Below are 24,443 nucleotides of genomic sequence, written 5' to 3' on the forward strand. Positions count from 1 at the left end.
ACCATTTGTGATCATTCTCAGGTTTTTCTGACAAATTGATCGATAAAGTACCCATCAACAAAACAACAAACCGGAAAGATCCAATGCTACGTGAACTGATTACCTCTGATGTGATTCGCATCCATTCTGATGCTACTGACTGGAAAGATGCGGTGAGCAAATCCTGTGAAGCACTGATTGAAAATGGCGCGATTGAGCCAAGCTACGTGGACGCTATTTACCGCTCACACGAAGAGCTCGGTCCTTACTACGTGGTAGGTCCTGGTATGGCAATGCCACACGCTCGCCCTGAAGATGGCGTTAACCGTTTGTCTCTTGCAATCACGGTGATTCAAAACGGCGTGAACTTCGATTCTGAAGGTAACGACCCAGTGAAAATGCTGGTTACGCTAGCCGCGACAGACAGTAACTCGCACGTGGATGCGATTTCTAAACTGGCTGAGTTGTTTATGAATGAAGAGCATGTAGAAGCCATCTGCACCGCTCAAAACACACAAGATGTTCTCGCGATCATCGAAAAATACTAACTCCTGATGTGCCCTTAAAAAATGGGCATACACCCCTATAAAAAGAAAAGGTCTGAATTATGAAAATTATGGTTGTTTGCGGTCACGGTCTTGGTACTAGCCTAATGATGGAAATGAGCATCAAAGGCATCGTGAAAGAATTGAATGTAAACGCAGAAGTGGATCATATCGATCTAGGTTCTGCAAAAGGTACGGATTGTGACATCTTCATCGGTACTAACGACATCGTTGAGCAGTTGAACGCACTTGGCGTTGAACCTCGCATCGTTGCGCTTGATAACATGGTCGACAAAGTGGCAATGAAAGAGCGTCTATCTGTGGCACTTCAAGAGCTTGGCGCTCTATAAGGTGGCGTTATGGAATTTTTCAGTTTCTTAATGAACGATGTTCTATCAGAGCCAGCAGTTCTGGTAGGTCTCATCGCCCTAATCGGCTTAATTGCCCAGAAAAAACCGGTCACCGAGTGTATTAAAGGCACGGTAAAAACCATTCTTGGTTTCATCGTGCTTGGCGCGGGTGCGGGTCTAGTTGTGACTTCTCTGGGTGACTTTGCGACGATTTTCCAACACGCGTTCGGCATCACTGGCGTGGTTCCAAACAACGAAGCTATCGTCTCTATCGCGCAAGAAGCGTTTGGTAAAGAGATGGCGATGATCATGTTCTTCGGTATGTTAGTGAACATATTGATCGCTCGCTTCACGCCATGGAAATTCATCTTCCTAACAGGTCACCACACGCTATTTATGTCGATGATGGTAGCGGCAATCCTTGCTTCTAGCGGCATGAAAGGTGTTCCACTGATCGCGCTTGGTTCTCTAGTTGTGGGCTCTGTGATGGTGTTCTTCCCTGCGATTGCTCACAAGTACATGAAGCAAGTAACAGGTTCTGACGACGTTGCGATTGGTCACTTCTCTACCCTTTCTTACGTACTAGCGGGCTTTATTGGCAGCAAGTTCGGTAACAAAGAACACTCTACTGAGGAGATGAACGTACCTAAGAGCTTGTTGTTCCTACGTGATACGCCAGTAGCAATCTCGTTCACCATGGGCATCATCTTTATGGTGACGTGTATCTTTGCTGGCGGTGACTTTGTACGCGAAGTTAGCGGTGGTAAGCACTGGTTCATGTTCGCACTGATGCAATCCATCACATTTGCCGGTGGTGTGTACGTTATCCTTCAAGGTGTACGTATGGTTATCGCAGAAATCGTTCCAGCATTTAAAGGCATCTCAGACAAACTAGTACCAAACGCAAAACCTGCGCTTGATTGTCCGGTTGTATTCCCATACGCACCAAACGCGGTATTGGTTGGCTTCCTATCGAGCTTTGCAGCAGGTCTTTTGGGCATGTTCCTACTTTACGTGATGGGGCTTACTGTGATTATCCCTGGTGTCGTTCCACACTTCTTTGTAGGTGCAGCGGCAGGTGTATTTGGTAACGCTACAGGCGGTCGTCGCGGTGCAATCTTGGGTGCTTTTGCACAAGGTCTACTGATTACCTTCCTACCAGTATTCCTAATGCCAGTACTGGGCGACCTAGGCTTTGCTAACACGACCTTTAGTGACGCAGACTTCGGCGCTGTTGGTATCTTACTGGGTCTGATTGTTCGCTAAGTAGTTAGTCTGAATATGACTAGCTGATAACTGACTTGATTGATGCGGGAATAGGCTCATCGGCATCAATCTTCAAGAATCTCTAGTCATAACAAACGACGAACTTTAGAAGAAAGCAATCGTAGAAAGAAAACAAACGCCCCTCACGTGAGGGGCGTTTTTCTTTTTGGCACTATCTTAAGGAGGTTTGGCTTATTGAAGCGTACTTCCGTTAGATAGCAGCTTTCTTGTCGGCTCTTGCTCGGTGTACTCGACCGCATCGTGATCGGCGAGCTTATCGACTTCCGCCTGTTCACCCACCACAATCAACACGTGTTGTTTCACCAGAGCGTCGACCACTTCAATGTTGTGCTGACGAAGAAGCGCTCTCACTTCGCTCTCTTTCCCTTCATGATACTTAACAAAGTAACGTGCAGGTTGCTGCTCGGCTTGATCTTGGCGTTCATCCACGAGAGGAAATCCTTGATTGTTTGCCAAGCTGCTTGAGCTCAGTCCGATTGCCAATAGTGCGGTAGCGCCTACCGCAGACAAAGAAAGTAAGGTCAACTTCTTCATAGTCACTCCTTATTGAAAGGTCAGAGTCCAACTGTTGATGGTGCCTGTGTCTCTTCTGGCATTGTCCACCGCTTTAAGTTCCCATGTGCCTTGCGATTCAAAACCAGAGAAGTCCGCTTGGAAACTGGTTTTAATGTCGTTCGCACCACCACCCGCATTGTCGTGCAGTACTACTTGACCACCGTCAGGTGACGTTAGCGTGACACGAAGATCGCCAATGTAGGTGTGAGTGATATCCAAGTCGATAGTCACTGAACCTGCATCGCCAGAGCGAGCCACATCTAATGGGCTTACAATACCTGCAGAGCTGTTGTCAGGAATTGCTACTGCATTCGAGTTGGTGTAGCTAGAAGGTGCAGAACCGCCACCTGATGAATCGTCCGAACCGTTATGCGCGGCAACAAGAGAAACACCAGAGTACGCGCTGTAGCCGTAAACCAATACTTCATATTGCCCTGCGCCAGAGACGTTCAAGCTACAGCTTTCGCCATTACCGCCCGCCCATGAACGACAGTCGTAAGTGCTGGTGCTTGGTGTGCCATTAAAGCGCACGTAAAGGTCAGCATCACCAGAGCCACCACTCATGTTGAATGTCGCTTGCGTTGCATCCGCAGGGACGTCAAACACGAATACTGTGCTTGATTTGCTGCCGCCAGAAAGCTGCGTTTTCGCCACGCCGTTTTCTAGAACGTTGTCGTCGCCAGAACCGCCGCTATCCGGACCATTACAGCCTGCGTCTAGGTATTGTTTCGCTGCTTCAGCATTCACAAGACCATGACCTGTGCGGTTATCACGACCTGTTACGTCGATGTCCGTTGCTGTCTTGATCAATGCGTTACGTACTTGTGCTGCGGTACAGGTTGGATGGTAACTCCACACTAAACCTGCAACACCCGTTACGTGCGGTGTCGCCATCGAAGTACCGTTGTAGTACTCGTAGTCTTCACCCTTGGTGGTCGATACCGTGATGTCTTGACCAACGTAGCCCAACAGCTCCTGACCGAAGGCACGATCAACGGTTACTGACACAATACGCGCCGCGTTGTTTTGATCGACAAGGAAAGGATTCTGCAAGCCCGGTAGCTCAGAGTTACTGTACACAATCGCCGCACTTGCGCCTGCGTTGTAACACGCTTGAACTGCATCGATTTCTGGGTAGTTGCCTGATGATTGGTTGCCCACACGCTCGGTCAAACAGATCTTGCCCGACATATCACCACAGCTGAAGCTGCTACCAGATACGTCACAACTTGCCAGTGTCGCCGTGATAGAACCGGCTACTGGATCAGGACCGTAACTGCCGCCCGATTGGATCAAGCGGTTGTGAGGAACGATGCCACGATCGAACTGGCTAACACCGTTCAAGCGAATGTCTGAAAGCTTACCCTCGCCCACAGTCACCGTAGACAGAATTGCTACGCCCGGACCTGCGATTTCAACTTGGTCTGTCGCTTGAGAGAACGCCGCGTGATCACGCTTATCATCCACCGCCGCAACGGACATAACTGAGTCGTAAGACGCTGGGTAGCTGTGCGCAGTATTACCATCGTTACCCGCAGCGGCAATCAGCAGCACGCCTTGGTCGTAAATGGTTTGCAACGCGTTTTTCTCCGTCACACTCGACTGGCTACCACCAAGGCTCATGTTGACGACGTTCGCGCCGTTGTCAGCACAAGTTTGTACCGCTTTCACCAAGCTGGATGAGTAGCCCCAACCCGCTTCATTGAACACCTTAACGATGTGCAAATTCACGTTTTGGTTTGGCATAACGCCTTTGATGCCCTCTGTGTTGGCAATCGCGGCAATCGTACCCGCTACGTGTGTACCGTGAGCGTTGTTGTTCCCCGGAACACTCCAAGAGCCGGTACCGCTATCGTTTGTACCCGACACTCGGTTACCACTCAGATCGTTGTGCGCCAAATCGTAACCCGAGTCGATGATACACACGGTGCGATTTCCTGCATTTGAGTCATCCAGAAGTTGGGCGTTCACCGCCTCATAACCCCAAGGGATAGTCTCGCTTAACAAATAACGCGGTGGGTCAATTTCAACGTATTCCACATCGCTGCGGTTACGTAATTGCCCCAACTCCGAGTCTTCCATCTCCACGCTGTAGATCGCGCGATTTCCTAGCTTTTCCACTTTACGCGCTTTGAGCTGATCTAATACCGACTCTTGCGCGATGCGTGGCCCCCAGAATGAGTTCCCACCCAATGCTGAAGGACTGGACGTATCTTCTTTAAATTTGACAATGTATTTTGTCGGCAAGTTAGATTCGTCGAACCCCGTTAAAGGAGCCGCATGCGCTGACATCAAAAACGTCAGTGCTACTGCAACGGCAGACAATGAAAACAAGCCATTTAATTTAGTTGTTGTGTGATGCATTTGCTCTATTCCTTTTTGAGCTGATTTTTATTCACTTTATCCTCATGAAAAATCATAACCCTGACTTATACATGAGCGATTCAGCTATAGGTTATCGCCTAAAAATGCCAAACAATTTGTTTCATGAATACACAACAATGAACAAAAGATCATCTAAACAACAGATTTAGTTAACATATAAAAACACCACCAAAACCTTATAAAGCAATTACTTATTAACACAAAAAGTGCATGTTAAATTAATGTTAGTGAGTAATTATTCTAGATTTTATAAAATCTTAGTATTTACCAAATCTATTGAAATACGATTGCGGTACCAAAATTGACAGAATGAATAATTAGATATTTGACTAAGTAGGGTATTTACTCAGAATGAGGGCGTTTAGTGAGATAAATTCTCACTTAAATCATGACGATAATCATCATAGAGAGTGAATCATGAACAAGACCATTACGTTACTTAGTGCATTATTACTACCACTGAGTTTGGCTCACGCTGACGAGCCATCCCTGACTCCTGAAATGGTAAGCACCTCGCAAGTCAGAAGTGCGCAAGCGAAACAAACCTACACTTATGTTCGCTGTTGGTACCGCACCAGTTATTCAGAAGACGAGCCTGCGACAGATTGGGAATGGGCCGAGAATCCTGACGGCAGTTACTTCACAATTGACGGCTATTGGTGGAGTGCTGTTTCTTTCAAAAACATGTTTTACACCGACACACCACAAAGCATCATCAAAGAGCGTTGTGAGCAGACCCTAGATCTGGCGAACGAAAACGCTGACATCACCTTCTTTGCTGCCGATAACCGTTTCTCCTATAACCACACCATCTGGAGCAACGATCCAGTCATGCAGCCCGATCAAATCAACAAGGTCGTCGCGCTGGGTGACAGTTTGTCGGATACAGGCAACATCTTTAACGCATCACAATGGCGATTCCCGAATCCAAATAGCTGGTTCTTAGGGCATTTCTCTAACGGGTTTGTATGGACAGAGTACATTGCTCAAGCGAAGAACCTACCGCTCTACAACTGGGCTGTTGGCGGCGCAGCAGGTGAAAACCAATACATCGCTCTGACGGGAGTGGGTGAGCAAGTTTCTTCTTACTTGGCGTATGCGAAACTTGCCAAAAACTACAAGCCAGCCAATACATTGTTTACGCTCGAGTTTGGTTTGAATGACTTCATGAACTACAACCGCAGCGTTCCCGAAGTGAAATCAGACTACGCGGAAGCCTTGATCAAACTGACCGATGCGGGTGCGAAGAACTTGTTGTTGATGACGCTACCAGACGCCACTCGTGCGCCACAGTTTACCTACTCAACTCAAGAGGAAATCGACAAGATCCGTGCGAAGATCGTGGAAATGAACGAGTTCATCAAAGCGCAAGCAGCGTACTACACAGCACAAGGCTACAACATCACTCTGTATGATACGCATGCCCTGTTTGAAAGCTTAACTACGAACCCAGAGCAACACGGCTTCGTTAATGCGAGCCAAGCTTGCCAAGACATTAACCGTTCGTCTTCTGCAGATTACTTGTATCACCATGCGCTGCGCTCAGAATGTGCTTCTTCTGGCTCTGACAAGTTTGTGTTCTGGGATGTGACTCACCCAACTACCGCCACACATCGCTACGTAGCTGAGAAGATGCTAGAAAGCAGCAACCAGCTATCGAACCATCCGTTCTAATCCTATAACCCGAGATACAGATAAGAAAAAGGCTGACGTAATGTCAGCCTTTATTGTTTTTGAATCCTACTTATCTCGAAGCTTTGCCTCTTTCTGCGACCTTTATCGATGCAGAATCGCCACCGCTTTGGTGGTCTTCTCTAAATTCTCTTCCGCTTGGTCTGGAATCTTACTCGCGATGGTCGCATACAAGCTGTCGATCATCGCAAGTTTGACTAAGCGCGCGATGCCGTTTTTACCCAGCAATGGCTCTGGCGATGCAGGCGCGTATAGCGGGTAATCGGAAAGCTGGGACAACTCAGCGTGGAAGTTGTTGGTGATAGAGATGATCGTCGCACCAGATTGCTTCGCAAGACGGACAGCATCCATCAAATCAACGGTTTGACCTGAATGCGATACCACCAGCACCACATCTTTTTCGCTCAACACGCTAGCCGACATCAACATTAAGTGACGGTCACGAGGCACTGAGGCGCGAATACCAAAACGCAAAAGCTTATGCTGGAAGTCTTCACAGATGATGTTCGAACCACCTGCTGCGTACAACTCTATGTTACGTGCGTTAATGATGGCCTCAGCAGCAGCGCTCACCATGTTGGCATCCACAAAGTTGAGGATTTCCGTCAAGGCATTGATGGAGTTTTGCAGCACCTTAGTGACGATCTGCTCGCAAGAATCATCCGGCTGAAGTTGCTCACTTGGCGCGTAAGAATCTGAGTGATGATGAGCGTTTAACGCGTCTTTAAGCTGTTTGAAACCACTGAAGCCAAGCTTCTTTGACACCTTAACGATCAACGCCGTTGACACACCCAATCGCTCCGCCACTTCTTTAATTGAAGTCGACTTCTGCATGAAGTGAGGCTTGAGAAAGTTTTCCGCAATGGATTGTTCGGTACGCGTGAGTGAAGGCATACGCATACGAATATTGGGAATTACTTGATTGACATCCACGGACAATATCATTCCTTGTGAAACAGTCGGATCATTATACATAGCTACCGCTCTCTCGTCATGGTAACTGCACTTGCAGCTACAGTTATGCCTTTAATTGCCAATGTGTTGCCGTGACTGCGCTTTCACTCTCAATCACAAAACCCACACCTTGCGCGTTTTGGCCGAAGAAGCGTGATGTCGACACCGCCTCACCTTGGTTAATAAACACTTCCACACTTGAATGGTCGCGAAGAATTTGTAGATGACGAACCTCACCTTGCCACTGCTTTGATTCCCACTCACCCGTTTTCAGATTTCGGCGGATGGTTGCTAGCCCTTGTGGCGTCACTTGCAACTTCAAATCGGCAGCAACATCGATGGTCAGTTCTGCCGGAACATTTTCAATCAGCAGTTCAGAAGACAATCCATAAAAACGCAGCGATTGGTTGGTAAAGCTTTGTGGTTGCGAACGCAAAGATTCGAGTTCTGCACTTGGTTTTTGCAGTAAGCGTCCATCTTGAAGAATCAGTTCTCGCGGGCAAGTCATTTGGTGAATCCAGCCAAACTCTATCGTTGGTTGGTAAGATTCGAACTCATCTGGTTTCCCCATCCACCCAAAGAGAATGCGGCGGCCTTGCTCATCTTCAAATGTCTGAGGCGCATAAAAATCGAAACCATGATCCATCAAGACGCCTTTGCCATGTTCAAAGCTCGCAGTTGGGTAATCAAGCTGACCGAGATGATAAGTCACATCAAAGGTTTCCACTTTACGGCCGTCCACTTCTAACCAGTTTTTCGGGCAAGTGATCAGCGCGTATTGGTCACCAATTGGGAAAAGATCTGGGCATTCCAACATAAAGTCATCGCTTTGATGTTGATTGCGGCCATCACCAAATACCTCACCAACAAACTGCCATTGTTGCCTGTCTGATGAACGGTACAGCAGCACTTTGCCTTTATAATCGAGATCTTCTGCACCCAGCACCATGTAGTACTCACCATCGTGCAACCATACTTTTGGATCGCGCACATGGCCGCTGTAGCCTTGTGGTAAGTCGAGCACAATGCCTTGTTTCTCTACTTGTTTGCCCGCCTCTAACGTAGCTCTGCATTGGTAAGCGGTTCGGCCACCTTGTTCAAACTTCACGTTGCCGGTGTAAAACAGTTCCAGCGCACCATCCACCACCAAGCCGGAGCCAGAATAACAGCCGTGCGGCTCGTAGTTTTCTGTTGGCGCTAACGCCAAAGGTTGATGCTGCCAGTGAATAAGATCTTTACTGGTGGCGTGTCCCCATGCTTTCGCGCCATGCGCACACGCTTTTGGATTCCATTGATAAAACAGGTGATATTCACCCGCAAAGTGCGCCAAGCCGTTTGGGTCGTTCAATAAACCAAATTGCGGTGCAAAGTGCCAAGTCGGACGGTAAGGGTCTTCTTGCGGTTTTGCCATCTGATTTAAGGCAATCGCCAACACGTCGTTAATGTAGGTTTGTTCTGCTGTCATGGTAAGCCTTATTAAAATCTAGAAACAGGAATCCCCCTGAAGTCAGGGGGATGAAAACACAAGGGATTACTTGTCTTGCAGCATCTTGTCTGAGTAACCAAATAGGTAAGTCAAAGTAAATGCCGTACCGATAGCAATTAAGTTCACCGCTAGGTAACCCAGCATCTGACCATTCAAGTAGAGCAGTGCTCCTGGAATTACCGTGATAGCCATGCCTGTTGCTTTCAAACCAAATACCGTTGCGAAGAAGCCGCCAACTGCACCGCCAATCAAGCCCATGATGAATGGTTTGAAGAAGCGAAGGTTCACACCGTATAGCGCAGGCTCAGTGATACCCAAGAACGCAGATAGTGTTGATGGCATTGCCAAAGCTTTGAGTTTCTTGTCTTTGGTTTTCACACCTACCGCAAGACAAGCAGCACCTTGTGCAGCGATTGCGGCGGTAATGATAGCGTTGAATTCGTTTGCACCAGTGTTGGTCAGCAATTGAATCTCAAGCAGGTTGAAGATGTGGTGAACACCCGTCATCACAACGATTTGTTGTAGACCACCAATCAAGATACCGCTCAGACCCAGTGGCAGATCCAGCATGAACTGCGCGCCTTGCAGAATAATAAGCTCTAACCAGTGGAAGATAGGACCAATCACAAATAGAGAAGCCGTAATCATCACCAATAGCGTTAGGAATGGCGTTACTACTAAGTCCAACGCTTCTGGTACGAAGTTACGAATACGGCGCTCTAGTTTGGCTCCCAACATACCGGCAATAAAAGCAGGGATGACCGAACCTTGGTAGCCAAGCACGGGAATAAAGCCAAAGAACATGATTGGATCAAGCTCACCAGACGCCACAAACCATGCATTTGGCAGCGCTGGCGACACCAGCATCATACCCAAAATCAGACCAATTAAAGGAGAACCACCAAACACGCGCGCCGCCGACCACGCGATCAGTGCTGGTAGGAAAATGAAGGCAGTATCCGTCAGAATTTGAGTATAAAGAATGAAGTTTTGCGGAATGGTTTCTGGCGTTAGACCAAACAAGCCTAAGATCTCTGGCTGCATGAACAAGCCACGCAAACCCATAAACAAACCTGTCGCAACAAGCGCTGGAATGATTGGCACGAAAACATCACCAAACGTACGAATTGCACGTTGGAAAGCCGTCCCTTGTTTTTCAACCGCTTTACGTTGTTCATCTTTCGAAGCTGTCTTCAGCTTTAAGTTCTCAAACGCTTCAAAGACTCGGTTCACCGTTCCGGTGCCGAAAATAATTTGGTATTGGCCGCTGTTAAAAAATGCGCCTTTTACCTTGTCGGTGCCCTCGATGCGTTTCTTATCAATTTTGTTTTCATCGGCAACCATTACGCGTAATCGAGTGGCACAGTGAGCGACAGAGACAATGTTTTCTTCTCCGCCTAACGAGCCCACCAACTCTTCTGCAATCATCGTGTAAGACATATTCAAACCTGTTTCGTGATTAATGGATTAACTGCCTATTAAGCTATCAATAAGTCATAGACTCCGCCTCTACCGAGATCACAAAAATAAACTTTCTGTGAATTTTTTATTTCTGTGAATTTTATTGTAAACTTTTATTTATTTTAAATACAATAACTTAAGTAACATTTGGTGAGTTTCAATTAAATTCACTGTTTACAGTTGTGATTTTATTTGTAAACTTTAAAGCAAATCTGAACGCTTGAGAGTTACGAATATGAAAATTGCTATCGGTTGTGATCATGTAGGGATCGAACATAAAGAATTGGTTATCAAACACTTAGAAAGTAAAGGTATTGAAGTAATTGATTTCGGCACGCATTCAGCAGAGCGTACTGACTACCCTCAATACGGTTTAGCTGTCGCGAAAGCGGTAACAAGTGGCGATGCAGACCAAGGTCTTTTGATTTGCGGTACAGGCGTTGGCATTTCGCTAGCAGCAAACAAAGTTCCGGGCATTCGCGCAGTCGTTTGTAGCGACCCATACACGGCGCAGCTATCTAAACAGCACAACAACACCAACATCCTTGCGTTCGGCTCTCGTGTTATCGGTATTGAGCTAGCAAAAATGATCATCGATAGCTGGTTAGAAGCAGAGTTCGAAGGTGGTCGTCATCAGAACCGTGTAAACCAAATCGCAGAAATTGAGGAGCGATAAGATGGCTAAGTTTTGTCCTTCAATGATGTGTGTCGACTTCTCTAAGTTGGCAAGCGAGCTGAAAGAGCTAGAAAAAGCAAACGTCGATATGCTGCATATTGATGTGATGGACGGTCACTTTGTACCAAACTTCGCGCTTGGCCCAGAAGACATCAAAGCGATTCGTAACTTAACGGACATCGAATACGATGTGCACCTAATGTTGTCGGACCCAGACCAGTTTATCGACTTGTTTGCAGCACTAGGCCCTAAGCTGATGTACATCCACGCAGAAGCACCACCGCATCTGCATCGCTCACTCGGTAACATCCAAGCGAAAGGCATTAAGTCTGGCTTAGCAATCAACCCTGGTACGCCATTGAGCGCGATTGAAGACGTACTGGATGTGACGGACGTGATTTTGGTGATGTCGGTAAACCCTGGTTTTGCCGGACAAGCCTTTATTCCAAATGCTTACAACCGCATCGAGCGTATTATCGAAATGATCGAAGCGAAAGGCACCAACACTAAGATCGCCATCGACGGCGCGATCAGCCCAGAAGTAATTGAACGTCTGAGTGACAAAGTGGAGTACTTTATTCTTGGTACTGCGGGGCTGTTCGGTAAACCGAAGAGCTACGCAGACACCATGCAAGACCTACGCGCCCTTGGCGAAAAAGCGGTCGCTTAATACCCCCAACTATCTTTCCTTAGTTTATCCCCGAGTGCTTGGCTTCTGGTGCGCTCGGGGATTTTTTGTCAAAACAGGCGTACATTCCATCTAGCGTATACACTTATTTCTACTCAATAAATTCAGAGTCGAGGTTGGTGTGAAGGGAATGATAAAGCCGATGTTTGCCCACAGCTTGCGTTGCTTAACCGCTGTGTTGTTATTGCTGATTTCCTTTGTCACCGTCGCGCAAACCCTACCAGAAACCGATTTTCTGAAAAGCGAAATCGCACGCTTGAACGCGGAGTCACCAAAAAACGATACGCTGATTGGTCAGTACGAAACTCTACTCAATCAGATTACAGGGTTCGACGCGCAGAAAGCATCGCGTGACGATTACCGAAAAATCATTAGCCAGTTCCCCTTGCAGCGAGAGCGTCTTCTCAAACAAATCGAAGAAGCCGACAAGCTCGACATGTTCAAGGCCAAGCAGCTCAATAGTTACAGCGACCTATCTCAATCTATAGCGTCACTTCAGGCAGCCATGAGTGAATGGCGCACCACTTCACAAGCGAATGCTGAAAAGACCAAACAACTCAACGCAGCAAGAACCTCCCTCCCCGTTTCTTTGGCTCAATTGAATCAACAAATTGAGCAAGCTTCATTGGTCAAAAGTGAAAACGGCGCAGAAATAGATCAATGGTTAGAGACCGCGAATCTCACCTACCTTAAGTTACAAAAAGAGGTGATGACGGCTGAACTACAAAGTTTGGATGAACGCACAGAGCTTGTGCGATTAGAACAGCAATTGTTGGCGAAGAAGCTTCAGTTAGCCTCTCCCATGCTGATTGAACTGCAAGACAAGCTCACCCGAGTTGAACAAGAATCGGTGAGAGGTTTGATTGCCGAAGCGCGGGAGCTAAGCGCGAAAGCCGATGAATCTGACGTGGAGAAACAGCGACTCATCGAGCAGCTTCGTCAGTACACGCTAGAGCTAGAACAAGTGTTGGTAGAAATCGACCAAGCACGCATTGCTGGGCAAAAGTTTGAATCAGAGCGCCGGAGCTTGTCGGAAGAACAGCGCCTAATCAAAGAAAACCTATCATGGCTGCGAGACAGCACCGCATTTGGCGCCTCAATTCGCGCTCAGCTGCAGCGTTTGCCAAACCAAATTCAAAACAAAACCATACCCGATGAGATTGCCAATGCTCACATCCGCAAATACGAAATCAGTCAGTTGCTGGATGATTTTGCGCTTGAAGATGCGGTTCGTGCAACGCAATCCAATGCCAAAGCTCCAGACCGTTTAGAAACCTTATCACACGAGCTAGTTGAACAGCTCTCACAAGATTATGAAAAACTCATTATCGCCTTAGGAAAACTGCAACTGACCATCAACCAGTACGCCATCGAAGTCGAAAATGCGCGAGCATTCTTACGTGAACAACAACTTTGGACACGCAGTAATGTGCCTTTCTGGCAGCACCTGACTGACTTCGATAAAGAGATTTGGTTTGGAACCAAAACCCCATTGAAAACCCTGCAAGATGAGGTTAATCCTGACCAACTCAAAATGGTAGGTGGTGCGTTTGTTTTCTACACCTTGGTATTGTTTTATTTAGGGCGTCGTTTGGTTCGTCGTACGACTCGACTTCGTCATGAATACAAAAAGGTGTTTGGCCACCCGCTCAAAGACCGATTCCAAAACAGTATTTCACTGCTGTTTATGGCGATGTGTCGAGCTGTGATTCTGCCACTTTGGTATGCCATTACCGCAGCAGCACTGTTCTGGCTGTGGCCAGCTCCCAACGCAACCGAATCCAAAATGCTGATCGTTGCCAGCGCTTCTGCCTTGTTTGTGATCGAATTGATTTATGCCATGAGCTCGAAAAAAGGCTTGTTGGAGCTGCACCTAAATTGGCCAGAACGCATTTGTGATTATGTTCATAAGCAGAGTAACCGCCTGCGTTTTCCGTTTGCCCTCTTCCTCTTGCTGATCTTCTTTGCAGAGTTGGTTGCCGGCGACCAAGAAGCAGAAATATCTCGCCTGTTCTTCCTGATGCTAATGGTCGGTATGACGATGGTGTATGGCGCTTTGCTTAAGTCTGATCGCATTCCATCTACACTGCCTGTTCCACTCAATCGCGGACTTGGATTGTTGCTCCTTAAGGTGATGATCCTCGGTTCCTTCATTGCCATCATCATTATGGCGTTGATGGGTTTGTACATTGCTGCATGGCTGTTGCTCATTTACCAGCAGCTCACCTTGTTTGTCGTGCTTGGCGTCTTGTTTACTTATCAGCTTGGCGAACGCTGGCTCAAACTCGAACACCGTCAACTTAATTACCAACGCCTACTGGCTCGCCGAGAAGAACTAATTGCTCAGCAACAAGAGCAAGCGGATGAGCCACCGGAAATCGCCGAACTCAGAGAAAACTTCCCAGAAGTGGAAGAGCAAGGCTTAGGTAGCGAGCAGATCAGCGAACAATCCATGACACTGTTGCGCGGTTTATCCTTGATTAGCTTGGTTATTGCGGTTCTGACTTTATGGTCGAGTGCGTTAGAGATGACCAGTTGGCTCGATAAAGTGGTGGTGTGGCAAGTCAGTGAAGTGGTCAGCGGCAGTTCGACCTTGGTTGACGTGACGCTACAGTCTTTGATTTATGCGCTGATCACCTTGCTTGTTACCTTTGTTGGCGTGCGCAACCTACCGGGCATTCTGGAGCTGCTGATTCTGCGCCGTTTAGAGTTATCTCCCGGCACGGGCTACGCGGTGACCACTTTGCTGCGCTATCTGATTTTGATGACGGGTGTGCTGTCTGCTTTCGCCATTCTTGGCTTTCAGTGGTCGCGTCTGCAATGGCTCGTAGCGGCATTTGGTGTCGGCTTGGGATTTGGTCTGCAAGAGATCTTCGCAAACTTTATCTCTGGTTTGATTTTGTTGTTTGAGCGCCCAATTCGTATTGGCGATATCGTCACCATCAATGACCTATCTGGCACAGTGAGTAAAATCCAAACTCGCGCTACCACCATCATCGATTGGGACAACAAAGAGATTGTGGTGCCGAACAAAACCTTTATTACCGAAAAGCTCATAAACTGGTCACTCACCGATTCAATCACTCGCATTGTGATTCCAATTGGCGTGGCGTACGGCTCTGATGTCGAAAAGGTCGAAGAGTTGTTGTATCAAGTAGCGGAAGAGCATCCATTAGTGCTGAACGATCCGTCTCCGTCAGTCTTTTTCTTAGCGTTCGGGGCAAGCAGTTTGGACTTTGAGTTACGTGTGCACATTAACTCCATCGATCACCGCTTATCGACCATTCACATCATCAACAAAAACATCGATAAACTGTTCAAAGAGAACGACATCGAAATCGCCTTCCCACAAATGGATGTGCACGTTCGCGACTGGCCGCAGGATGGTGAGAAAAGCTAAATCTGCCAATTGCACCGCACGGATAAACTCGGTAAGTTGAAAGAAAAACCAGAGGTCAATGTCGTGCTCGATCATCCATTTACTCAACGCGCTCTTGATGTGATTCGCTCGAAATCCGCAGGAGTAGCGCAGTCACATCCTTTCGCAGTGACCATCAACTTTCATCCAGATCGAACCACCTCAAGAGGCGAGCCTTTGCTTAAGGCAATAGCCCAAGATGGCAAGCTCAAATCCCAATTTGAAACCGGTACAAGCAATGGCGGACTGACGGCTTACGAAGGTGGAGAGCGTTGGCGTTGGGAGCAACGTGTGTTTGATGGGGTTTACAACAATAGCCAACCAAATCAACGCCCAAAGTATGGCGCGTTAAACTTCTCAGGTTCAAACGTTGGCGCTTCACCCCGATTTGGTTCGAGCTACTTCTTATTGAAACCAGAGATCAGCAAGCGAGCGACATTCTGTTATCCAGATAGCTTCTTCGAGCCCGAGCACTTCGCGACCATTGAACGTGTTCAACCCTTGTTGGATGAGTTAAACGCACAAGCGCCTGACAGGTTGGACGCCTATATCGAAACTCAAATCCACGGTGATTTGCGCTTAGAGGAAGATATTCAAGCCTTGGTGCTGGACCCTTCATTTAAAGGCACAGAGATAGAAGATTACGCTCGTGAATTGCCAGTTGAAATTCGTTGGCACAGTGGTTTTTGTGTCTCAATAGAAGACATCAATTTTTATCCAGACTACCGAGGACAAGCCATTTTAGACATCGCAAATCAAGTTGCAGAAAATGGCATGCTAACGCCACGCATTATTGGTGAAGCGGTAAAAGCAAAAGCGTTTGACGAGCAAGATTTGAAAAAAGTCTGGCACTACTTAGCGCGATTTGGGTTTGATTATCGACAGACTGGGGATTAAAAGCCACCAGCCCATTTGTCGAAATCGTCGATCACGTTAAGCTCTTGTTGAGTACGAGGGCGCGGGTAATACGGCAGAGCAAGTAACTTCTCTGATGGCATTAACAGCCAATCTGGTGACATCTTCATGCGCACCAACTCTTGCTCATCATCACGGCGAACAAACATGTAATAGCCATCTGCGTGGGTATTGGCGTAGCTGGCGATTTGCACAATCTCGCCGCTTGGCAGTTTGACTTTGCGTCCCAAAGGATACAAACGATGCAGCGCAAAGCTCACATGCGCATCCTCTAGATAACCCTTTTTGAATCGAGAGATACCAATCGCAGTCGACGTTGTTCGATGAGACCATCCCGCTAGCTTCAAGCCCTTGAGAGAATCTTTGAATGGTTGTCCTTTTGGCTCACCTTCATTGGAGATGAATTGCACCGTTAGCGCGTCACCTTGCTCATCTAAAATCTGCAAGAACTGCTCACCCGTTTTATCTGCCAATAATTTCACGTTACTGCTCCGCCAAAAGGTCTGTGAATGGAATACTATAAAGCCACCATCGCAAAGTTCAAGCTCATCCTCTCAATCCCTTTTCCCGATGAGTAATCGTCTCTGCAACGAGAATGCACAGTGTCGGGTTCTACAAACAGCGTTTAGAGACAGACACAAGCAAAAATTGTTAGGGTGGGTTTATCTTTTTTATCGCGGGTTTACCATCACTTTTCGTCAATCTTGCTATGATGATTTGGTAACCCTTTAAGGAGCAAAGAATGAATCTAAAACGCTATGTTGTGTTGCCTATGATGGCAGCAGCGCTATTTGGCTGTGCTCAACACGCATCCGATGACACCGCAAAAATCATGACCGTTAATGTAGGTCCAGAACTGGTGGACTGTGTGGGCGTCGGACCAATGAAATGCATGGTGGTGGATGGTAACTACTTCTATGACCAAATCGACGGTTTTGAATTTGAATCAGGTTCCGAGTACACCTTAAAAATCAAACGCACTCAACGATTTACTCCAGAGAATGCACCAGCTGATGCGAGCTTGTATCGATATGAGCTGATTGAAGTGTTAGAGAAGCGATAACCATAACATTCACCACCCATAGAAAAGGAAGTTTTATGTTTGGAAGTTGGAAACGAAACCGTCAAATTCGCGAGATCGCAAAGGACATCACACCAAAATTAGCACTCAAATATGGTGAGAAAGCAGATTATTCGAAGGAAGAGATCGACTGGGCGCTGAAAGAAAATGGCAAGACAGATGATGCCTTTGCCCTGATCGCATACGGAATGTTGATTAGCCAAGCCGCTTACGTGCCGATGGGCCTAAGCCAAGAGCTAGGTGAACATGCTGAATTCCAATCCGAAGTCTCACTTGCTTTGTTTGACCAAGCGACAGATCTGGTGAGCGTCAGTGCTTTACTGACTTACGCGGAGATTCAAGACAGCCACAAACAACAGCCCGCTACTGATTCGGATGATTTCGATGCTGATGGTGGAGACTTTGGAGGAGACGGCGGTGGGGATGGTGGCGGTGAATAGCAATTAAGCCAGCATCTGTGGCAATAAAAAGCGACGCCAAGTCATCTCAATATTAACCACAAAAGGCTCATCACGAGCCTTTTAGCTTATCACCTTGGGCAACTTAAAAGCTTCGTTTTGCTTATACCAAGCCTTTCAATTTCGCTAAACCATAAGCCGCAATGGTGACGCAGTCTTTGATTTCACCATTTATCATCATTTGCTCGAACGCTTCAACAGAGAACGAGCGTGTGATCAAGTCTTCTTCTTCACTGTCTAGCTGATTGCCCACTTCAGACAAGTCACTCGCGAAGTACACGTGGCAAGTCTGGTTTAAGAACCCATAAGCGATGAACTGCGCACCAACGTACTCCATCTTATTGGCTTGCATGCCCGTCTCTTCTCGAAGCTCACCTTTTGCTAACTCAAGATGATCAGCATCTGGATTTGATTCCCAAGCACCTTGTGGGATTTCCCAACAACGTTGCCCTACGGTGTAACGAAACTGCTGTACTAAGTGAATCACGCCGTTATCGATAGCCAGAATCGCTGCACAGTCTGGCTTGTCGACCACACCGTAAATACCTTCGGCCCCGCTAGGACGTTGGATCTTATCTTCACGTACCGTCATCCATTTGTTTTGATACACCACTTTGCTGTCGAGCTGCTTGATGTCTGCCATGAGAGTCCTTACTGCTTGATTCTTCGGAATTAGTTATTGGATTAGAAGCCATTCTAACGCTGTTTGCGTGTCAGTTTGTAGACGGTTTTCAAAATCAACGCGCTTATTGGCATTCAATATATCCAATCAAAACAATCATTCATCGCAATGATTACGATGGCGCGAAATGGCAAGTTTTCAGTTCGAGGAACTCATATAGTTAACCCATCGACGCAAGGCATGACTTTGCAAACTTGTTCATTATTGATTGAGGGTTCTTATGAGCGCATCGGATAAAGTCTACGGTTTCAACACTCCACAACGTCTGTTTGTTGGTTATACCTTGGCGGTATTGGTAGACCTTACGGTACTGAACTTCTATGACGAATATTGGGATTTCGTAACCATTGATTCATTTACGATTTCTTTCGCCGCGGCATTACTGCTTCAGTTGCTCTTGAAGTTGTCTATTAAAGCGGAACACAAAATCGCAGAGTACTTTAAATCGAAGCAGGGTACGGCACCTAAGATTTACCGTGGTATCTCGACTTACGTTATCTTGGTCGGTTCGAAGTTCGTGATGCTAGAAGCCATTAACATTCTGTTCGGTGACAAGGTTGACTTTAGTGGTCCTTGGAACGGTGTCGTCGCCTTCTTTGCGGTGGTGTTTACCATCCTGATTTCAGAAGTCATCGTCGGTAAGATTTACTTCAAACTTGGTGAGAAAGAACAACAAGCACAACGTGAATTGGCTGAAAATAACGCTAGCTAATAAGCAAGCTCGATAAATACAAAACAGCATCGATAGAAACAAAAAAGCGCTGAGAAATCAGCGCTTTTTTTGATTATTCGTTCGCTTAAGCTTAAGCGACGAGGATGTTCTTAAGCTCGTTCAACGATTCCACCGTGTAGCTTGGTGCAATACGCTCATCCACACTCGCACCTGTGGTGTTCAACCAACACGTTTCAATACCAAAGTTGTTACCGCCCAAGATATCAGAATGCAGGTTATCGCCCACCATCAATACGCGCGTCTTACATGGGTTGCCCATTTGCGTCATCGCGTATTCAAAAATACCCAGATCCGGCTTAGCAATACCAACTTGCTCAGAAATCACCACGTGCTCGAAGTAATCGCTCATACCTGTACGTTCTAGGCGAATCGCTTGCAGTTCAGTAAAACCATTGGTGATGATGCCCATTTTGGCTTTACCTTGCAGCGCTTCCATCAACTCTTTCGCACCCGGCAACAAAGTACAGATATCTGCCATCGCTTCTAAGAATGCAGTGTTGAGATCCGCCGTTGTGGTATTGAGCTTTTCGGCCCACTCAGTAAAGCGTTTGTGCTTGAGCTCATCTGCCGTCACTTTACCATCTTGGTAATCTACCCAAAGTGGCTTGTTGACCGTTTGGTAGTGCGCAAAATCTTGCTCGGTGAAATCTACGCCTTTGCGAGAAAACATCAGCTGCAAACCTTTGAAGGCATCAAAGTGAAACAAGGTTTCGTCAGCGTCAAACAAGATCCAATCGTATTTCATTTTCTTCTTTCCAATATCCAGGTCGTTTTCTGCCGCATAGTCTAATTGTTTTCTTCTTGAAGATAATCTCTATAATTGGAAAATGATTGTATCGTTTTTCTCAACAATAAAATTAATAATAGATAACCCCCAATAACCTAGGAGCACGCCGTGAATGCCATTGCGTCACTGCCAGTATTTGTCGCTGTCGTCGAATGTGGCAGCTTTTCCCTTGCCGCCAAGCAGTTAAACCTCACCAAATCGGCGATCAGTAAACGCATCAATCAACTCGAAGATGACCTCGGTATTCGATTGCTTAATCGCACCACAAGAAAGCTCAGCCTAACCGAAGCTGGACGCCGATACTTCGAGTACGCCTCTCAAGCAGTGAATCTTGCTCAACAAGGTGTCGATGCCGTTTCTGAATTGCAAGGCTCACCGCAAGGTCGGCTCAAAATCACTGCACCCATGTCTTTCGGCGTATTGCACGTTGCACCACTTATCAGCGAATTTCTTGCACGTTACCCGAAAATTGAGGTCGATTTACAGCTAGAAGACGCCATGGTGGATTTGGTCGAACAAGGCTTTGATTTGGGGATTCGTATTGGCGAACTTGCGACTTCAAACCTTGTCGCTAAACGCCTTGCTCCGTGTAAAAGCGTGCTGTGTGCCTCTCCTGAATACCTAGAAGAGTTTGGCGTACCAACCAAACCAAGCGATTTGGTGACACACAACTGTTTGCGCTATTCGTATTTCCGAGGCGGGGTCGAATGGATGTTCATCAACAGCGGTAACGAATATAAGGTACTGCCGAAGGGCAACTTTGTGGTCAACAACAGCGAAGCAATTCGCCAATTGCTATTAAGAGGGTCTGGCATCGCACAATTACCGACTTTCATCGCCGCGAAAGACTTTGCAGCCGGTAACTTAAAACCGCTGATGGAAGAGTTTTCCCTCCCAGAGCATGCCATCTACGCGGTATTTCCAGAGCGCAAACACATGCCATTGAAAGTGCGTGTGTTCATCGACTTCATCAGCGAAAAACTCGGCACTGATACACCGTACTGGGATCGTTATTGAGCGATTTGAATACCCTCTGACGAATGCACATGTTTTGCTGAGATCAGTTATTGGCCTCAATCAGAAGATCTTTCTTCAACTTAAGCGCCATAATTTCCTTTCTCAGCACTTCTTTCGTTTCAGGATCTTCTGAGCTTTCGAATTCTTTCTGCTTCTTCTCAATAAGCTGCATCATTTGCACCGCTGGCGGCAGGCAGTTTGCGTCTTTAAGAATCTTCATACCCATTCGGTGCTCAGCGGGTGTTTTAAAGTAGTCTTCAAGGTCGAGCTTTTTGCCTCTGTAAGGGTTGTCTTTCAGCTCACCTGTTTTTTCAGCATTGCGAATCCAACCACCGATCGCGTTATCAATGTATGACGACATATTCACCTCTCGAGTAATGCGTTCTATTTGTAAACGGCTTTGAGACCTTCGATAGTGATTCGAATACCATCATCGAAGTACTTGTCATAGTCCACGGGCTTAGCTTGACTCATTAACCACGCAAAATGAGGCAGTTGCTCGGCGTCCAATTCAGGAAAAGATTGAGGTTCATTGCGCGCAGCTTGTTCTTGATGCTCAACGATGTCCGTTACTCGCGTATACACACTCGCAAACGCCATAAAGCCAACTTCTGCTTCAAATTTGGCCTCTCTGAAGATACCTAAAACATCGTTGACGATGACGCTTGAAGCGGGCGTAAAGCTTTGACTATGGCGAATAAACGCGACCGAACCTGGAATAGACATAAGTGCTTGTCTGAAGTTTTTCGCAAACGTGTAAAGGTATGCTTCCCAGTCTTTCTCTTGCGGCAATGCGACTTTCCCTAGTACATAGTCACAACATAAATCGACCAACGCATCTTTAGAGCCAACATGTCGGTACAGTGCCGTCGCGCTGACCCCCAATTGTTTGCCAAGTGCATGCATGCTTACATTTTCTAGCCCTAGGTTTAAGGCACACTCAACCACTTCTTTTCTAGAAATTTGTGCAGGACGCCCTTTGCTGCTTTTTTCGCTCATCATTGTCTCAAAATAAATAGTTAACAATATTAAGTTAATGCTGTTAAGTTAATGACATTAACTTAAACTGTCAATACTGCGATTTATTCAAAATGGCATATCGTCTTATTTGGTTAATCTAATGTTTCATTTTTAACAGGTGCGCAACCATCATAGGAGCGCTAACTTAAGTAGCACGTCAACCACACCGGAGTGTGAAGCTATGAAAGTACTGATTCAATACACCCAAGCGGGTAAATATCGTGACCAAGCGTGGGAATCACTGACGCTAAAAGCAAAAGGCGAGATGCAAGCTGTGACGCCTTCTTATGCCGCGCAGCTTATTGAGCAAAACAAAGCGACGCTGGTAATGACGGAAGACGAGCAAGTGATCTTCCATTCTTAAGTAACAGGCATCGATAAAAAATGAGCTCAAATTGAAGCTCATTTTTGTTTGATAGGTAGGAGGACTATCACGATCAATCTTGAATGATCTTGTTGCCGCAGTTTTCGCAGATTAGATGACGAGAGAACTCATCCATAGACGCAAGGAAAGCCCCAAACACTGTGCTTTTTAGAAAACCAGAAATGAATTCCTTCTTACTGCGATTCTTATCTCCCTCAAAAGCACTTTTCTTTCTGACCAACACCACAACATGATGCGTTTCCACACCACACGAAGGACACATAACAACTTCCGTCTTTTTCGACATAATAAGCTCCTTGAAATCGATTCTGTTTTCTAAAAATTATCTCGCTAAAGCCTCGCACTGACCTTTTCCCTCAGCGCTCGCGCATACTCAGTTAATAGTCGAGCATTGTCGGCAGTTTCAACGTCCCCACAGACTTGGCCTTGATAGGTAATATTTGGGCTGGAATACACAGGTAGCAGGTTGTCTGAGTAGCTCATGATGGTTCCAGAATCACCACACAAAGCAGCATGAGCATAGCGCTTGATCTGTGATTGGTTATCCTCCGTCGTCATGGAGTTGAGTGTTCTACTCTGAAGCTGAGATGACAGTGTTTTTAAATCATGTTGTGCCCACGCTAAATGCCCTAACTCATGCTCCAAGGCGAATGGAGCAGCTCGTACATAAGAAACCACAAAGTTAGGAAACAGATCGACCCACGTTTCGGCGATTTTGTACTCAAAATCAAAGTAACTGTTGTCTTCACTTAGCACTAGCACAACATAGAAGTTTGCTTCTTGGTATGCACGTTCCAACAAACTGGGGTGTTGCAGATTAAGTTCATAATGGGAGGACAACATGTCTGCCGGCTTCGCGTTGCGAGCATCGAAGAATTCATAACCAGCACTCTTACGAACCATGGGGATACATGAGTTTGAGAGGATAAGATTTGAAAAAGCTAGGTCTTCCTCGATTCGAGCTTCCAATGCTTCTATATCGAAATCGCTGAGAATGGAGTAGTCAAATACGAATTGAACCCAAGTCTCGACTTTTTCTTCTTGGGGACATTGCGGAAGCGCGAGCTTTTGGGCATCAAAAGAGATGCGAGCACTCGAAAACACCGCCACCACAATTAAGCAAATACTTACAACTTTCAGCTTCATACATTCTTCTTACAAATTTCGCAGGCAACAAATATAAGCACATGAAATTTATAAATTAATGAAACCGATATGTAAACAAGCGCTTATTGATTATGAGAATAAGCGCCGTGAGTATGTGTGATTACTCGTCCTCGTTTAAGCGACGAATCAATTTGGCAGGCGTACCGCCATACAAACAATCTGGTGGAACATCGCTGTTTACCACTGAGTTAGCAGCAATGACTGAGCGAGCACCAATGGTGACCCCTTGGTTGATCACCGAGTTGCCACCAATCCAAACACTATCTTCAATGGTGATTGGTTTACAAAACGTTTCCCACTTAAGTCGGCTGCGGTAATCCAACGAATGTGATGCCGTGTAAAGTTGCACACTAGGGCCAATAAGTACGTGGCTACCAATGGTGATTTTGGCTCCATCAAGCATGACGACATTCATATTGATGAAGGTCTCTTCACCGATTTCAATCGTCTTACCAAACTCACAATGGAACGGCGCTCGGACCATACTCATCCCAACTTTACCAAACAGATCCTTTTGCAAAGCATCACGTTGAGATTCGTCGGTATTGTTATTGAAGGCCTTCAACGCATGAGTTGCGTGAGTTCGGATCGCTTCGATCTCTTCGTCTGTGCCGTTAAACACTTGGCCAGACATCATTTTTTCTAATTCGGTCACTGGATCATTCCTACAACTTTTGACCACGATAGATTAGCGTAAAAGAGGAGTAAATTACCACCTTCTA

General features: G+C 46.5%; 26 protein-coding genes. 13 read left to right on the forward strand and 13 right to left on the reverse strand.

Annotated features, from left to right (window positions below):
- Positions 1-83: 83 nt before the first annotated feature.
- From H735_RS20770 to H735_RS20780, 3 genes are read left to right on the forward strand one after another with little or no spacing between them, the layout of a single operon-like run.
- Complete coding sequence (locus H735_RS20770) at positions 84-527, forward strand: PTS sugar transporter subunit IIA (RefSeq protein ID WP_005384357.1); 444 nt, start codon at positions 84-86, stop codon at positions 525-527.
- Positions 528-586: 59 nt separating this feature from the next.
- On the forward strand, positions 587-874 hold the full coding sequence (locus H735_RS20775; protein WP_005374080.1) for a PTS sugar transporter subunit IIB: 288 nt from the start codon (positions 587-589) through the stop codon (positions 872-874).
- A gap of 9 nt (positions 875-883) precedes the next feature.
- Positions 884-2,140, forward strand: coding sequence for a PTS ascorbate transporter subunit IIC (locus tag H735_RS20780; RefSeq protein ID WP_005384349.1), 1,257 nt, complete (start codon positions 884-886; stop codon positions 2,138-2,140).
- A gap of 192 nt (positions 2,141-2,332) precedes the next feature.
- Here H735_RS20780 and H735_RS20785 read toward each other — a convergent pair whose 3' ends face one another.
- Complete coding sequence (locus H735_RS20785; RefSeq protein WP_020196609.1) at positions 2,333-2,695, reverse strand: hypothetical protein; 363 nt, start codon at positions 2,693-2,695, stop codon at positions 2,333-2,335.
- 9 nt (positions 2,696-2,704) lie between these two features.
- A complete protein-coding gene (locus H735_RS20790; protein ID WP_020196610.1) occupies positions 2,705-5,080 on the reverse strand; it encodes a S8 family serine peptidase in 2,376 nt (791 codons plus the stop codon).
- A 435-nt stretch (positions 5,081-5,515) separates the two neighbouring features.
- Here H735_RS20790 and H735_RS20795 point away from each other — a divergent pair, with 435 nt between their 5' ends.
- Complete coding sequence (locus tag H735_RS20795) at positions 5,516-6,775, forward strand: SGNH/GDSL hydrolase family protein (RefSeq protein ID WP_152447641.1); 1,260 nt, start codon at positions 5,516-5,518, stop codon at positions 6,773-6,775.
- A 102-nt stretch (positions 6,776-6,877) separates the two neighbouring features.
- On the opposite strand, the gene H735_RS20800 is transcribed toward H735_RS20795, so the two are convergent.
- The 3 genes from H735_RS20800 to H735_RS20810 form a co-directional block, all read right to left on the reverse strand.
- A complete protein-coding gene (locus H735_RS20800; protein ID WP_009705064.1) occupies positions 6,878-7,726 on the reverse strand; it encodes an SIS domain-containing protein in 849 nt (282 codons plus the stop codon).
- A gap of 85 nt (positions 7,727-7,811) precedes the next feature.
- Positions 7,812-9,212: a glycoside hydrolase family 32 protein gene (locus H735_RS20805; RefSeq protein WP_020196612.1), complete on the reverse strand. Its 1,401-nt coding sequence runs from the start codon at positions 9,210-9,212 to the stop codon at positions 7,812-7,814.
- 66 nt (positions 9,213-9,278) lie between these two features.
- Positions 9,279-10,673, reverse strand: coding sequence for a sucrose-specific PTS transporter subunit IIBC (locus tag H735_RS20810; RefSeq protein WP_020196613.1), 1,395 nt, complete (start codon positions 10,671-10,673; stop codon positions 9,279-9,281).
- A gap of 256 nt (positions 10,674-10,929) precedes the next feature.
- Between H735_RS20810 and rpiB the strand changes: the two genes are divergently transcribed.
- From rpiB to H735_RS20830, 4 genes are all read left to right on the forward strand, one after another.
- Positions 10,930-11,370, forward strand: coding sequence for a ribose 5-phosphate isomerase B (rpiB, locus tag H735_RS20815; RefSeq protein ID WP_009705066.1), 441 nt, complete (start codon positions 10,930-10,932; stop codon positions 11,368-11,370).
- 1 nt (position 11,371) lies between these two features.
- Entirely contained in the window at positions 11,372-12,040 is a 669-nt protein-coding gene (gene rpe / locus H735_RS20820) for a ribulose-phosphate 3-epimerase (protein WP_009705067.1), read from the forward strand.
- A 148-nt stretch (positions 12,041-12,188) separates the two neighbouring features.
- Entirely contained in the window at positions 12,189-15,458 is a 3,270-nt protein-coding gene (locus tag H735_RS20825; protein ID WP_227741546.1) for a mechanosensitive ion channel domain-containing protein, read from the forward strand.
- A 63-nt stretch (positions 15,459-15,521) separates the two neighbouring features.
- Positions 15,522-16,373 carry a DUF3626 domain-containing protein gene (locus tag H735_RS20830; protein WP_027726730.1) on the forward strand — a complete coding sequence of 284 codons (852 nt, stop codon included), beginning with the start codon at positions 15,522-15,524 and terminating at the stop codon, positions 16,371-16,373.
- On the opposite strand, the gene H735_RS20835 is transcribed toward H735_RS20830, so the two are convergent.
- The gene (locus tag H735_RS20835) at positions 16,370-16,873 is read right to left on the reverse strand and encodes a hypothetical protein (protein ID WP_009705070.1); all 504 of its coding nucleotides are present in this window, start codon (positions 16,871-16,873) and stop codon (positions 16,370-16,372) included. The genes H735_RS20830 and H735_RS20835 overlap by 4 nt on opposite strands.
- Positions 16,874-17,133: 260 nt before the next feature.
- On the opposite strand from H735_RS20835, the gene H735_RS20840 reads away from it, so the two are divergent.
- Positions 17,134-17,454 carry a DUF4377 domain-containing protein gene (locus tag H735_RS20840; protein WP_020196616.1) on the forward strand — a complete coding sequence of 107 codons (321 nt, stop codon included), beginning with the start codon at positions 17,134-17,136 and terminating at the stop codon, positions 17,452-17,454.
- A 35-nt stretch (positions 17,455-17,489) separates the two neighbouring features.
- Positions 17,490-17,912, forward strand: coding sequence for a hypothetical protein (locus tag H735_RS20845; protein ID WP_020196617.1), 423 nt, complete (start codon positions 17,490-17,492; stop codon positions 17,910-17,912).
- Positions 17,913-18,033: 121 nt separating this feature from the next.
- On the opposite strand, the gene H735_RS20850 is transcribed toward H735_RS20845, so the two are convergent.
- On the reverse strand, positions 18,034-18,573 hold the full coding sequence (locus H735_RS20850) for an NUDIX domain-containing protein (protein ID WP_020196618.1): 540 nt from the start codon (positions 18,571-18,573) through the stop codon (positions 18,034-18,036).
- 259 nt (positions 18,574-18,832) lie between these two features.
- Between H735_RS20850 and H735_RS20855 the strand changes: the two genes are divergently transcribed.
- Entirely contained in the window at positions 18,833-19,324 is a 492-nt protein-coding gene (locus H735_RS20855; RefSeq protein WP_020196619.1) for a hypothetical protein, read from the forward strand.
- Between the two features lie 91 nt (positions 19,325-19,415).
- On the opposite strand, the gene yjjG is transcribed toward H735_RS20855, so the two are convergent.
- Positions 19,416-20,090 (reverse strand): pyrimidine 5'-nucleotidase, encoded by a 675-nt coding sequence (yjjG, locus tag H735_RS20860; protein ID WP_020196620.1) that lies wholly within the window; start codon positions 20,088-20,090, stop codon positions 19,416-19,418.
- 150 nt (positions 20,091-20,240) lie between these two features.
- Here yjjG and H735_RS20865 point away from each other — a divergent pair, with 150 nt between their 5' ends.
- Positions 20,241-21,149 carry a LysR family transcriptional regulator gene (locus tag H735_RS20865; RefSeq protein ID WP_005438170.1) on the forward strand — a complete coding sequence of 303 codons (909 nt, stop codon included), beginning with the start codon at positions 20,241-20,243 and terminating at the stop codon, positions 21,147-21,149.
- A 43-nt stretch (positions 21,150-21,192) separates the two neighbouring features.
- Here the strand turns inward: H735_RS20865 and H735_RS20870 are convergent, their stop codons facing one another.
- Both H735_RS20870 and H735_RS20875 read right to left on the reverse strand, forming a co-directional pair.
- A complete protein-coding gene (locus H735_RS20870; RefSeq protein ID WP_009696887.1) occupies positions 21,193-21,510 on the reverse strand; it encodes a DnaJ family domain-containing protein in 318 nt (105 codons plus the stop codon).
- Between the two features lie 23 nt (positions 21,511-21,533).
- The gene (locus tag H735_RS20875) at positions 21,534-22,151 is read right to left on the reverse strand and encodes a TetR/AcrR family transcriptional regulator (protein WP_227741547.1); all 618 of its coding nucleotides are present in this window, start codon (positions 22,149-22,151) and stop codon (positions 21,534-21,536) included.
- Positions 22,152-22,350: 199 nt separating this feature from the next.
- Between H735_RS20875 and H735_RS20880 the strand changes: the two genes are divergently transcribed.
- Positions 22,351-22,533 carry a hypothetical protein gene (locus H735_RS20880; RefSeq protein ID WP_009705084.1) on the forward strand — a complete coding sequence of 61 codons (183 nt, stop codon included), beginning with the start codon at positions 22,351-22,353 and terminating at the stop codon, positions 22,531-22,533.
- Between the two features lie 73 nt (positions 22,534-22,606).
- On the opposite strand, the gene H735_RS20885 is transcribed toward H735_RS20880, so the two are convergent.
- From H735_RS20885 to H735_RS20895, 3 genes are all read right to left on the reverse strand, one after another.
- Positions 22,607-22,840 (reverse strand): hypothetical protein, encoded by a 234-nt coding sequence (locus tag H735_RS20885; protein ID WP_009705085.1) that lies wholly within the window; start codon positions 22,838-22,840, stop codon positions 22,607-22,609.
- A gap of 44 nt (positions 22,841-22,884) precedes the next feature.
- Positions 22,885-23,700 (reverse strand): hypothetical protein, encoded by an 816-nt coding sequence (locus tag H735_RS20890; RefSeq protein ID WP_020196622.1) that lies wholly within the window; start codon positions 23,698-23,700, stop codon positions 22,885-22,887.
- Between the two features lie 121 nt (positions 23,701-23,821).
- The gene (locus tag H735_RS20895) at positions 23,822-24,376 is read right to left on the reverse strand and encodes a sugar O-acetyltransferase (protein WP_009705087.1); all 555 of its coding nucleotides are present in this window, start codon (positions 24,374-24,376) and stop codon (positions 23,822-23,824) included.
- Between the last annotated feature and the right edge of the window lie 67 nt (positions 24,377-24,443).

This window comes from Vibrio owensii CAIM 1854 = LMG 25443 (assembly GCF_000817815.1).
Classification (GTDB): Bacteria; Pseudomonadota; Gammaproteobacteria; order Enterobacterales; family Vibrionaceae; genus Vibrio; species Vibrio owensii.